This window comes from Arsenicicoccus sp. oral taxon 190 (assembly GCF_001189535.1).
In the GTDB taxonomy this organism is placed as follows: Bacteria; Actinomycetota; Actinomycetes; order Actinomycetales; family Dermatophilaceae; genus Arsenicicoccus.
In genome coordinates, this window is record NZ_CP012070.1 from 2,806,776 (window position 1) to 2,818,815 (window position 12,040).

10 protein-coding genes are annotated in these 12,040 nt (G+C 72.7%); 7 read left to right on the plus strand and 3 right to left on the minus strand.

The features are described from left to right. Window positions 1–22 precede the first annotated feature (22 nt). The 7 genes from ADJ73_RS13090 to ADJ73_RS13120 all read left to right on the plus strand — a co-directional run bounded on the left by ADJ73_RS13090 (window position 23) and on the right by ADJ73_RS13120 (window position 8,766). Entirely contained in the window at window positions 23–604 is a 582-nt protein-coding gene (locus ADJ73_RS13090) for a DUF3000 domain-containing protein (protein WP_050348631.1), read from the plus strand. Window positions 605–755: 151 nt separating this feature from the next. Beyond that, window positions 756–1,346, plus strand: coding sequence for a response regulator transcription factor (locus tag ADJ73_RS13095; protein ID WP_050348632.1), 591 nt, complete (start codon window positions 756–758; stop codon window positions 1,344–1,346). Between the two features lie 22 nt (window positions 1,347–1,368). Beyond that, complete coding sequence (locus ADJ73_RS13100; protein ID WP_050348633.1) at window positions 1,369–2,607, plus strand: HRDC domain-containing protein; 1,239 nt, start codon at window positions 1,369–1,371, stop codon at window positions 2,605–2,607. A 101-nt stretch (window positions 2,608–2,708) separates the two neighbouring features. After that, complete coding sequence (locus ADJ73_RS13105) at window positions 2,709–3,941, plus strand: thiolase family protein (protein ID WP_050348634.1); 1,233 nt, start codon at window positions 2,709–2,711, stop codon at window positions 3,939–3,941. Further along, window positions 3,938–6,127 carry a 3-hydroxyacyl-CoA dehydrogenase NAD-binding domain-containing protein gene (locus tag ADJ73_RS13110; RefSeq protein WP_082176995.1) on the plus strand — a complete coding sequence of 730 codons (2,190 nt, stop codon included), beginning with the start codon at window positions 3,938–3,940 and terminating at the stop codon, window positions 6,125–6,127. Before ADJ73_RS13105 ends, ADJ73_RS13110 begins: the two co-directional genes overlap by 4 nt. A gap of 90 nt (window positions 6,128–6,217) precedes the next feature. Then, window positions 6,218–7,747 carry a UDP-N-acetylglucosamine 1-carboxyvinyltransferase gene (locus tag ADJ73_RS13115; protein ID WP_050349456.1) on the plus strand — a complete coding sequence of 510 codons (1,530 nt, stop codon included), beginning with the start codon at window positions 6,218–6,220 and terminating at the stop codon, window positions 7,745–7,747. A 56-nt stretch (window positions 7,748–7,803) separates the two neighbouring features. Further along, the gene (locus ADJ73_RS13120) at window positions 7,804–8,766 is read left to right on the plus strand and encodes a DUF808 domain-containing protein (protein ID WP_050348635.1); all 963 of its coding nucleotides are present in this window, start codon (window positions 7,804–7,806) and stop codon (window positions 8,764–8,766) included. A 6-nt stretch (window positions 8,767–8,772) separates the two neighbouring features. Here ADJ73_RS13120 and ADJ73_RS13125 read toward each other — a convergent pair whose 3' ends face one another. The 3 genes from ADJ73_RS13125 to ahpC all read right to left on the minus strand — a co-directional run bounded on the left by ADJ73_RS13125 (window position 8,773) and on the right by ahpC (window position 11,950). Continuing rightward, complete coding sequence (locus ADJ73_RS13125) at window positions 8,773–9,687, minus strand: LysR substrate-binding domain-containing protein (RefSeq protein WP_050348636.1); 915 nt, start codon at window positions 9,685–9,687, stop codon at window positions 8,773–8,775. Window positions 9,688–9,700: 13 nt separating this feature from the next. Continuing rightward, entirely contained in the window at window positions 9,701–11,275 is a 1,575-nt protein-coding gene (ahpF, locus tag ADJ73_RS13130; protein ID WP_367379584.1) for an alkyl hydroperoxide reductase subunit F, read from the minus strand. Window positions 11,276–11,386: 111 nt separating this feature from the next. After that, on the minus strand, window positions 11,387–11,950 hold the full coding sequence (gene ahpC / locus ADJ73_RS13135) for an alkyl hydroperoxide reductase subunit C (protein ID WP_050348637.1): 564 nt from the start codon (window positions 11,948–11,950) through the stop codon (window positions 11,387–11,389). Window positions 11,951–12,040: the final 90 nt, after the last annotated feature.

Here is a 12,040-nt window from a genome sequence, read left to right on the forward strand (position 1 = left end):
GGTCCGTGCATAGCCTCGCCTGGTGGCCGATCGACGTCTGACCGACGACAGCGCCCGCAGGTTCGAGGCGGCGCTGGCAGGGCTGCGCGCGGTCCGGCTGCGGCCCGAGGTGCTGCTCGAGGAGGTGCCCGCGCCGGGCCGGCTGGCGCCCTTCTCGGTGGCGCTGGCCGCCGACGTGGTCCCGGACCGCCAGGAGGACGACGAGGTCGCCTCCGGGCGCTTCGTGGTGCTCTTCGACCCCTCCGCCCCCGAGCAGTGGGACGGCCAGTGGCGCGTGGTGACGTATGCGCGGGCCGCGCTGGAGGCCGAGCTGGCGGGCGACCCCGCCCTCGGCGGCGTCGGGTGGTCCTGGCTGGAGGACGCGCTGCGCGACGTCGGGGCCGAGGCCGGCGCGCTGGGGGGCACGGTGACGCGGATCGTGAGCGAGAAGTTCGCGGGGCTCGCGGACGACCCCACCACCGTCGAGATGGAGCTGCGGGCCTCGTGGAGCCCGCTCGACGACGACCTGGCGCGGCACCTGCAGGCCTGGGCCCGCCTGCTGTGCACCCTCGGCGGCCTGCCCCCGCTGCCCGACGGCGTGTCCTTCCTCTCCACCCGACGTTGAGCCGACCGGTCAGTAATCCCGGCCGGCGACCACGCGCTGTCACGGAAAATCGTCGAATCTCACCCGTTCGGCAGTAGCCGTGTTCTACAGTCTTCAACAGACGCCGCGACAGCCATCGACGTCGTCAGGCGACACAGCCAGGGAGGGGCGCATGACCGTGCTCACCAAGAACGCCCGTATGCCGAGACCGCAACCGATCAGCGCGATGGTCATCTCCGCCGGACCGCACACCGCCGCGATGGTGCGACGGGCGCTGGGCCGCATCACCGAGGGGCACATCATCGAGGCCCCCACCATCGAACGAGCCCGGATCGTGGCGCGCGAGGTGCCCGCCGGGGAGTTCTGCATCGCCGACCTGACCCTGCCCGACGGATCCGGCATCCCGCTGCTGCACGAGCTGCGCGCCCGCGGCTGGCGCCGCACCATCGTCCTGTCCGACTCCGAGGACCCGATCTACGTGCGCGGCGCCCTCAAGACGGGGGTCCGCGCCTACATCCGCACCGGCGGCCAGCCGCCGGCGGGACCGGGCACGCGGGGCGCCGGCAACGAGCAGTTCTCCGCCCGTGAGGTCGAGGTGCTGCAGCTGGTGTCCCAGGGCAAGACCAACAAGGAGGTCGGCGCCTCGCTGGGCCTGTCCGCGCTCACGGTCAAGAGCCACCTGGCCCGGATCGCGCGCAAGCTGGGCACCGGCGACCGGGCGGCGATGACCTACACCGCGCTGCGGCGCGGCCTGATCACCTGAGCGCGGGGGTAGGTTGGCGGGTGTGACCGACGCAGCCTCGACCGACACCAGCAGCACCGCCTCCGACGAGACGGCGTCGGTGCCCCGGCTGGTCGAGGCCCCCGAGGAGCCGCTGCGCCCCGTCGTGGAGGACGAGCGAGCGCTGCGCGACCTCGTCGCCGCCGTCGCCGCCGGTCACGGCCCGGTCGCCCTGGACGCCGAGCGGGCCTCGGGCTTCCGCTACGGCCAGAAGGCCTACCTCGTCCAGCTGCGGCGCGCCGGCGCGGGCACCTGGCTGATCGACCCCGTCATGTGCCCGGACCTGAGCGAGCTGCAGGCGGTGATCCGCGACGAGGAGTGGGTGCTGCACGCCGCCACCCAGGACCTCCCCTGCCTCGGCGACCTCGGCCTGACGCCGACGCGGCTCTTCGACACCGAGCTCGGCTCCCGGCTGGCGGGGCGCCCCCGGGTGGGGCTCGCGGCCGCCATGGAGCACTATCTGGGGGTGACGCTGGCCAAGGAGCACAGCGCCCAGGACTGGTCGACCCGCCCGCTGCCCGCCCCGTGGCTGGTCTACGCCGCGCTGGACGTCGAGCTCCTCGTGGAGCTGCGCGACGCGGTCGACGCCGACCTGCGCGCCCAGGGCAAGTCCGAGTGGGCCGCCCAGGAGTTCGAGGCGCTCACGCACTTCCGGGGGCCGGCGCCGCGGGTGGACCCGTGGCGCCGCACCTCCGGCCTGCACAAGGTCCGCACCCGCCGCGGCCTCGCCGTGGTCCGCGAGCTGTGGCTCACCCGCGACGGCATCGCCCAGGACCGCGACTGCAGCCCTGGGCGGGTGCTGCCCGACGCCGCGCTGCTCGACCTGGCGACCAACGGCGCCGGCGGCCGGCTCCCCCGCGCCGTGGCGCGGCACCCTGCGCCCTGGCTGGCGGCCATCGACCGCGCGATGCTGGTGCCCGAGCGTGACCTGCCGCCCCAGCACCTGCCCGCCGACGGCCCCCCGCCGCAGCGGGCCTGGGCCGACAAGGACCCGGTGGCGGCCGCGCGGCTCGTGCGCGTCAAGGAGCTCGTCACCGGGCTGTCCGAGAGCCTGCAGATCCCCGCGGAGAACCTCCTGACCCCCGACAGCCTGCGCCGGGTCGTGTGGGCGCCCCCGCTGGACGAGTCGGTCGACGGCTTCCGCGAGATCCTGCTCGACCTCGGCGCCCGGCCCTGGCAGACCGAGCTCGTCGCGCCGCTGCTGGCCGAGACGGCGGCCGAGCACCCCTACCCGGCCTCCTGACGTGACGCATGCCTCGCCGGTCTCGCGCCGCGCGATGCTGACACGAGTTGTTACCGCCCGGTAGCCTCGTCGGACCACCCACCTCGACAAGGGAGGCCGCTGTGCCCCGCACCCTGCACGAGGTCGTCTACGTCGACGGCGTCCGCACGCCGTTCGGCCGGGCCGGGGAAAAGGGCATCTACGCCCAGACCCGCGCCGACGACCTGGTCGTCGCCTGCATCCGCGCGCTCGTCCGCCGCAACCCCGACCTGCCGCCGGACCGCGTCGGTGACGTGGCCGTGGCGGCGACCACCCAGATCGGTGACCAGGGCCTGACCCTGGGCCGTATGGCGTCCCTGCTCGCCGGGCTCCCCCGCACCGTCCCCGGGTACTCCGTGGACCGGATGTGCGCGGGCGCCCTGACGGCGGTCACCACGGCCGCCGGGTCGATCGCCATGGGTGTCAACGACGTGGTCGTGGCCGGGGGCGTCGAGCACATGGGTCGGCACCCGATGGGCGAGGGTGTCGATCCCAACCCGCGCATCGTCAGCGAGCGCCTCGTGGACGAGTCGGCGCTGGTGATGGGCCAGACCGCCGAGAACCTCCACGACCGCTACCCCGGCCTCACCAAGGAGCGCTGCGACGCCTTCGCCGTCGCCTCCCAGCGCAAGCTGGCGCAGGCGTATGCCGACGGCAAGGTCCAGCCCGACCTCGTCCCCGTCGCCACGCGCTCGGTCGAGCAGGGTTGGGGCCTCGCCACCGCGGACGAGCCGCCGCGCCCCGGCGTCACCATGGCCGACCTGGCCGGTCTGCGGACCCCCTTCCGGCCTCACGGGAGGGTGACGGCCGGCAACGCGGCCGGTCTCAACGACGGCGCCACCGCCTGCCTCCTGGCGTCGGAGGGAGCGGCCACCGAGCTGGGGCTGCCCGTCCGGATGCGGATGCTGACCTACGCCTTCGTGGGCGTCGAGCCGGAGGTCATGGGCTGGGGGCCGGTCCCCGCGGCCGAGAAGGCGCTCGCCCAGGCCGGCCTCGACATCGAGGACATCGGTCTCTTCGAGCTCAACGAGGCCTTCGCCGTCCAGGTGCTGGCGTTCCTCGAGCACTTCGGCATCGCCGACGACGACGAGCGCGTCAACCCGTGGGGCGGCGCGATCGCCGTCGGTCACCCGCTCGCGGCGTCCGGGGTGCGGCTCATGTCGCAGCTGGCGGCGCACTTCGCCGAGCGCCCGCAGGTGCGCTACGGCATGACGGCGATGTGCATCGGCATCGGGATGGGCGCGTCCGTCATCTGGGAGAACCCGCACCACCCCGACTACCAGCCGTCCGGGAGCACCGAGGAGACGACGCGATGAGCCAGAGCCAGAGCCAGAGCGGGCCCGAGAGCCAGAGCCGGCCCGGGAGCCAGGTCCAGGGCGACGACGCGGCGGTGGCGGCCCTGCTGGACGCCTTCGAGGGTGAGCTCGTCACCCACGCCCTGCCGCGCGACGTCGACCTGCCCGGCGGGGCCGGCACGCTGGTGCTCGTCACCCTCGACAACGGCCAGGACCACACCCGACCCAGCACCTTCGGGCCGCGTGGCCTGCTCGAGCTGCGGGCCGTGCTGGAGCGGTGCCGGGAGCGGGCCGCGGCCGGCGAGATCGCCGCGGTGGCGGTCACGGGCAAGCCGTTCTGCTTCGCCGTCGGCGCCGACCTGTCGGGGATCCCCCAGGTGACGCGCCGCGACCAGGCGGTCGCCATGGGTCGGCTGGGTCACGAGGTCTTCGGGATGCTCTCGGACCTCGGCGTCCCCTCCTTCGCCTTCGTCAACGGCGCCGCCATGGGAGGCGGCGTCGAGGTGGCGCTGGCCTGCGACTACCGCACCATGAGCAGCGCGGTGCCCGCCGTGGCGCTGCCGGAGGTGTTCCTCGGCCTGGTGCCCGGCTGGGGCGGCTGCTGGATGCTGCCTCAGCTCGTCGGGATCCGGAGCGCGCTCACGGTCGTCGTCGACAACCCCCTCGGCAACAACCGGATGCTCAGCGGCGTCCAGGCTGCCCGCCTCGGGATGGCCGACCAGCTGCTGGAGCCGGCCGACTTCCTCGAGCGCTCGATCGCCTGGGCGGCCGACGTGCTCGCCGGCGCCGTCACCGTCGAGCGTCCCGAGGTGGACCGCGACGAGGCCCGCTGGGACGCCGCGATCACGGCGGCCCGGGGCGCGGTGACCCAGCGCACCGGTGGGCACGCGCGCTCGGCATACGTAGCCCTGGATCTGCTCGCCGCGGCGCGCACGGCGAGCCGGGACGAGGGCTTCGCGGCCGAAGACGAGGCCCTCGGGGACCTGGTGATGAGCGACGAGCTGCGCGCCGGGCTCTACGCCTTCGACCTGGTGCAGAAGCGCGCCAAGCGTCCCGCGGGCGCCCCGGACAAGGCGCTCGCCCGGCCGGTCACCTCCGTCGGCGTCGTCGGGGCCGGGCTCATGGCCAGCCAGCTGGCGCTGCTCCTCGTCCGGCGGCTGCAGGTCCCCGTCGTCATGACCGACCTGGACCAGCAGCGCGTCGAGCAGGGCGTCGGCTACGTGCACGCCGAGCTGGACGCGCTCGCCGCCAAGGGGCGCCTCGGCGCCGACCAGGTCAACCGCTGCAAGGCCCTGGTCACCGGCGACACGTCCAAGGCCGCCATGGCGGACGCCGACCTCGTCATCGAGGCCGTCTTCGAGGAGATGTCGGTCAAGCAGCAGGTGTGGGCCGAGGTGGAGGCCGTGGTCTCCCCCGAGTGCGTCCTCGCGACCAACACCTCCTCGCTGTCCATCACCGAGATGGCCTCGCAGCTGCGCCACCCCGAGCGGGTCGTCGGGCTGCACTTCTTCAACCCGGTCGCGGTGATGCCGCTGGTGGAGGTCGTGCGGGGCGAGCGCACCGACGACGCGACGCTGGCCACGGCCTTCGCCGTCGGCAAGAAGCTCAAGAAGACGACCGTGCTCTGCTCGGACTCGCCGTCCTTCATCGTCAACCGGCTGCTCGGCCGTTTCATGTCCGACATGGGGCGGATCGTCGACGAGGGGACCCCGATCGAGGTGGCCGACCGCGGGTTCGCGGGCATCGCCCCAATGCCACCCTTCGTGCTCATGGGGCTGGTCGGGCCCGCGATCGCGCTGCACAACGGCGAGACCCTGGCGCGGGCCTTCCCGGACCGGTTCCGGGTGTCGCCCGCGCTGCGGCGCGTCGTCGAGGCCGGCAAGCGCGGGTACTACCGCCAGACCGAGGCCGGGCCGGTCCTGGACCCCGAGGTGCTCGCGCTGCAGGAGCAGCCGACGTCGCCGGTCGTCCTCACCGCCGAGCAGGTCCGCGAGCGGGTGCTCGCCGGGCTGGCCGAGGAGGCCCGGATCATGCTCGACGAGGGAGTCGTCGCCGCGCCGATGGACCTCGACCTGGCCATGATCACCGGGGCCGGCTTCCAGCTCTGGAACGGCGGTCTCACCCCGCTGCTCGACCGCTCCGGCACCGCCGAGACCGCCACCGGCCGACGCTTCCTGCCGCGCGGGGTGGCCGACGTGGCACGGTGATTCGTCCGCCGTGGTCCCTCGGGGCGGGGCGCCGTCCCGAGGGATGTCACCTCCCCGGGGGCGGGGGTGGCCTGACCTACGATGGTCGGCATGACTGATGGTTACCTGCGCCGCATCGGCACGCTCGTCCACGAGGCTCGCGTGCGCCGCGGCCTGACTGTCCGCGAGCTGGCCGAGAGGGTCGGGATGACCGAGACTGACATCGACCGGATCGAGGCCGGGGAGCACGACCTGAGCCTGGAGGTGCTGGCTGCGCTGGGTCAGGAGCTGGAGGCGGAGTTCGTCTCGATGGGCCACTCCGGCCCGCAGCACCTGCGCATCGAGGGCGGCCGCCGGCTCACCGGGTCGATCGAGGTCCGCACCTCCAAGAACGCCGCCGTCGCCACCCTGTGCGCCTCGCTGCTCAACAAGGGCACCACCACGCTGCGCAACCTCGCCAAGATCGAGGAGGTCAACCGCATCCTCGAGGTGCTCGACAGCATCGGCGTCCGCACCGAGTGGATCGACGGCGGCAACGACCTGCGCATCACCCCGCCCGAGCGCATCGACCTCGCCGCCATGGACGAGGACGCCGCCAAGCGCACCCGCACGATCATCATGTTCCTCGGGCCGCTGCTGCACGAGTTCGACACGTTCTCGCTGCCCTACGCCGGCGGCTGCGACCTCGGCACCCGCACCGTCGAGCCCCACATGATCGCGCTGCGTCACTTCGGGCTGTCCGTCGAGGCCACCCAGGGCGCCTACCACGCGAGCGTCGACGCCGACCGCTGGCCCACCAAGGCCATCGTGCTCACCGAGCGCGGCGACACCGTGACCGAGAACGTCCTGATGGCCGCCGCCCGCTACGAGGGCACCACGATCATCCGCAACGCCTCCCCCAACTACATGGTGCAGGACCTCTGCTTCTTCCTGGAGGCGCTCGGGGTGCAGATCGAGGGCGTGGGCACCACCACCCTCACCGTCCGTGGCGTCCGCGAGATCGACCAGGACGTGGAGTACTCCCCCTCGGAGGACCCGATCGAGGCGATGTCGCTGCTGGCCGCCGCGGTGGTGACCAGCTCGGAGATCACCATCGAGCGGGTGCCGATCGAGTTCATGGAGATCGAGCTGGCGACGCTGGAGACCATGGGGATGGAGTACTCCCTGTCCGAGGAGTACCTCTCGGCCAACGGCCGCACCCGCCTGGTCGACCTGACCCACGTCCCGGGGCCGCTGACGGCGCCCAGCGACAAGATCCACCCGCTGCCCTTCCCGGGGCTCAACATCGACAACCTGCCGTTCTTCGCCCTGATCGCGGCGACCGCCGACGGCCGCACGATGATCCACGACTGGGTCTACGAGAACCGCGCCATCTACCTCACCGAGCTGACCCGCGTCGGCGGCAACGTCCAGCTGCTGGACCCCCACCGGGTCATGATCAGCGGCCCCACCCGCTGGCGCCCGGCCGAGGTCGTGTGCCCGCCGGCGCTGCGTCCGGCCGTGGTGGTGCTGCTGGCGATGCTGGCCGCGCCGGGGACGTCGGTGCTGCGCAACGTCTACGTCATCAACCGCGGCTACGAGGACCTGGCCGAGCGGCTCACCGCGCTCGGCGCCGGCGTGTCGGTCTTCCGCGACATCTGACCCTCCCCGCGGCTCCCCGCGCCGCGTCCTGACCCCCGCACCCCTGGAGGATCCTCGTGGCCGGTGGCCTCGCCGCCCTGCTGGACGACATCGCGACCATGGCCAAGCTGGCGGCCGCCTCCGTCGACGACGTGGGCGCGGCCGCCGGCCGGGCCAGCGCCAAGGCGGCCGGTGTCGTCGTCGACGACACGGCGGTGACCCCGCGCTACGTCACGGGCTTCACCCCCGACCGTGAGCTGCCGATGATCTGGCGGATCACCCTGGGGTCGTTGCGCAACAAGCTGCTCTTCATCCTCCCGGCCGCGCTGCTGCTCAGCCAGTTCGCGTCGTGGGCGCTCACCCCGCTGCTGATGCTGGGTGGGGCCTACCTGAGCTTCGAGGGCGCCGAGAAGATCTGGGAGAAGGTCACCGGCCACGGCCACGACCAGGACGACGCCACGGCCACGATGACCGGGGACGAGGCCGAGCGGCAGATGACCTCGGGGGCGATCCGCACCGACTTCATCCTGTCCTCGGAGATCATGGTCATCTCGCTCAACGAGGTGGCCCAGGAGCCGTTCTGGACCCGGGCGATCACCCTGGTCATCGTCGCGATCGTGATCACTGTGGGCGTCTACGGCTTCGTCGCGCTGATCGTCAAGATGGACGACATCGGGCTGCACCTGGCCCGCCGGGACTCCGGGCTGGCGCAGCGCGTCGGCAACGCCCTGGTCCGCGCCATGCCGGCGCTGCTGCGAGGCCTGGCGATCGTCGGGACGGTCGCGATGCTGTGGGTCGGTGGGCACATCCTGCTGGTCGGGCTGGACACCCTCGGCTGGCACGCCCCCTACGGCCTCGTGCACCACCTCGAGGAGGCCGTGCACGGGGCGACCGGCCCGCTGGGCGGCGTGCTCGGGTGGCTCACCAACACCGTCGGGTCCGCGATCGCCGGCCTGCTCGTGGGGGCCGTGATCGTGGTCGTCGTGCACCTCGTCCAGCGCGCCCGCCGCGGCGGGCAGGAGCCCGCCGAGCACGTATGACGGCCGCTACCGCGGCACCGGGGTGACGAGTCCCGTCGGGAGGTCGGCCAGCACCGCCGCGATCTCGGCAAGCAGCGGGCCCTGCACCGACGAGCGGCGCCATACGGCAGCGATGTCGCGGTGCGGCGGCTGACCGGCGAACTCCCGCAGCACGATCCCGTCGGTGCTGCTCGCGGGCGGGCTGACGGCCAGCCGGGGCAGCAGGGTGCTGCCGACGCCGGCGGCGACCATGTGCCGCAGCGTCTCCAGGCTCGTGGCGCGGAAGCCGGCCTGCTCGGCGGCGCCGGTGGTCTGGCACACCTCGAGCGCCTGGTCGCGCAGGCAGTGCCCCTCGGCCAGCAGCAGCAGGTCCTCCCCGGCGAGCGAGCCAGGGGTCACCTGCTCCGCCGCCGCGGCCAGCGGGTGCTCGCTCGGCACGGCGAGCAGGAAGTCCTCCCGGAAGAGCGGCTGCGCGTGCAGGCTCTCGTCGGGGACGGGCAGCGCGACCAGGGCGACGTCGAGGGCTCCGGCGTGCAGCTGGCTCAGCAGCTCGGAGGTCTTCGCCTCGGTGAGCAGCAGCTCCAGCTCGGGGAACCGGCGGCGCAGCTCGGGCACCACGTGCGGCAGCAGGTAGGGACCGAGGGTGGGGAACATCCCGAGCCGCAGCCGCCCCGCCCGGGGGTCCCGGGCGGAGCGGGCGAGGTCGCGGATGTCCTGGGCCTGCGCGAGGATCGAGCGGGCCCGGCGCACGACCTGCTCCCCGGCGTCGGTGAGCAGCACCTGCCGCGAGCCGCGCTCGATGAGGTCGACGCCGAGCTCGGACTCGAGCTTCTTGACCTGCGTGGACAGGGTCGGCTGGCTGACATAGCTCGCCGCGGCGGCCCGCCCGAAGTGCCGCTCGTCGGCCAGGGCGACGAGGTACTCCAGGTCACGCAGGTTCACGGCGCCGGCTCCGTCACGCCGAGGCCGGCGCGGGGGTGCGGATCAGGTGGTCGAAGGCGGACAGCGCGGCGGTGGCCCCGGCGCCCTGCGCGACGACGATCTGCTTGTAGGGCACGGTGGTGCAGTCGCCGGCGCCGAGGACGCCCGGCACCGAGGTGCGACCCATCTCGTCGACGACGACCTCGCCGCGGTCGGACAGCTCGACGGCGCCGCGGAGCCACTCGGTGTTGGGCAGCAGCCCGATCTGCACGAAGATGCCCTCCAGCGCGAGCTCGTGGGCGGCGCCGGTGGTGCGGTCCTCGTAGCGCAGGCCGGTGACCTGCTTGCCGTCGCCGACGACCTCGGTGGTGCGGGCGGACAGGACGACGTCGACGTTGGGCAGGCTGCGCAGCTTGTCCTGCAGCACCTGGTCGGCGCGCATGACGTCGAGGAACTCGATGAGCGTGACGTGCCCGACGACCCCGGCCAGGTCGATGGCGGCCTCGACGCCGGAGTTGCCGCCGCCGATCACCGCGATGCGCTTGCCCTTGAAGAGGGGGCCGTCGCAGTGCGGGCAGAAGGTGACGCCCTTGTTGCGGTACTCCTCCTCGCCGGGGACGCCCATGTGGCGCCAGCGCGCGCCGGTGGACAGCACGACGGAGCGGGCCTTCAGCTCGGCGTTGCCGAAGCGGACCGTGTGGTAGCCGCCCTCGACGTCGGCGGGGACCAGCTCGGTTGCGAGGGGGCCGGTGACCACGTCGACGTCATACTGGCCCACGTGGTCCTTGAGGGCGTCCGCGAAGCGGGGGCCCTCGGTGTAGGGGACGGACACGAAGTTCTCGATCGCCATGGTGTCGAGCACCTGGCCGCCGAAGCGCTCCCCCACCAGGCCGGTGCGGATCCCCTTGCGGGCCGTGTAGATCGACGCGGCGGCGCCCGCCGGGCCGGAGCCGACGACCAGGACCTCGTAGGGCTCCTTGGCGTTGAGGCGGTCCGTGGCGCGGTCCGCCGCGCCGGAGTCGATGCGCCCCACGATGTCGGCCATGGTCATCCGGCCGGACTCGAAGAGCTCGCCGTCGCGGTAGACGGTCGGGACGGCCTTGATGCCGTGCTCCTCGATCTCGTCCTGGAAGAGGCTGCCTTCGACGGCGGTGTGCTTGATCCGGGGGTTGAGCACCGCCATCGCGTTGAGCGCCTGCACGACGGTCGGGCAGTTCTGGCACGACAGCGACATGTAGGTGACGAACTCGTGCTCGCCCTCCAGCGCCTGGACCTGCTCGATCAGCTCGGCGTCCTCCTTGACCGGGTGGCCGCCGACCTGCAGCAGCGCCAGCACCAGGGAGGTGAACTCGTGCCCCAGCGGGATGCCCGCGAACTCCACCCCGACGTCGGTGCCGGTGCGCTCGATGCGGAAGGACGGGCGCCGGTCGGCGGTGCCGTCGGTGCGCAGGCTCACCTGGTCGGACAGCGCCGCGAGCTCCTGGAGCAGCTGGCGCATCTCCTCGGCCTTGGGGCGGTCGTCGAGGGACGCCACCAGCTCGATGGGCTCCTTGACGTTGGCGAGCAGGCCCTTGACCTGCGTGGTCATGCTGTCGTCGAGGACGGGCACGGGTTCTCCTAGCGTGGGACGAGGCGTATGACGAGAAGGCGGCGGGTGGCCGGTGCGTGTCCGACCACCCGCCGCGCGGACCAGCAGCTGCCGGTCAGGTGAGGGGCTCGATCAGATCTTGCCCACGAGGTCCAGGCCCGGGGTGAGGACCTCGGCGCCCTCCTCCCACTTGGCGGGGCAGACCTCGCCCGGGTGGGCGGCGACGTACTGCGCGGCCTTGACCTTGCGGACCAGCTCGGTCGCGTTGCGGCCGATGCCCTCGGCGGTGACCTCCATGAACTGGATGGTGCCCTCGGGGTCGATCAGGAAGGTGGCGCGGTCGGCCAGCCCGGCGCCCTCGCGCATGTTCTGGAAGTTGTTGGTGATGACGCCGTTGGCGTCGCCCAGCATGTAGTAGTCGATCTTCTTGATCGTCTCGGAGGTGTCGTGCCAGGCCTTGTGCACGAAGTGGGTGTCGGTGGAGACCGAGAAGACCTCGACGCCGAGCTTCTGCAGCTCCTCGTAGTGGTCGGCGATGTCACCCAGCTCCGTGGGGCACACGAAGGTGAAGTCGGCCGGGTAGAAGAAGAAGATGGCCCACTTGCCCAGGACGTCCTTCTCGCTCACGTCGACGAACTCGCCGCTCTTGAAGGCGGTGGTCGAGAAGGGGAGGATCTTGGTGTTCATGAGGTTCATGCGGTGCGCTCCTTGGCGGTCTCGCTGGTGGGAACTTCCGATAAACAACGTATATGGACTAGCCCGAGATTGAAAGCCAGGGGCGATCGT

Coding starts and splice junctions, on each gene's coding strand:
- ADJ73_RS13095 (WP_050348632.1), top strand. CDS start 756: ATGACCGTGCTCACCAAGAACGCCCGTATGCCGAGACCGCAACCGATC.
- ADJ73_RS13110 (WP_082176995.1), top strand. CDS start 3,938: ATGAGCCAGAGCCAGAGCCAGAGCGGGCCCGAGAGCCAGAGCCGGCCC.
- ADJ73_RS13115 (WP_050349456.1), top strand. CDS start 6,218: ATGACTGATGGTTACCTGCGCCGCATCGGCACGCTCGTCCACGAGGCT.
- ahpC (WP_050348637.1), bottom strand. CDS start 11,950: ATGAACCTCATGAACACCAAGATCCTCCCCTTCTCGACCACCGCCTTC.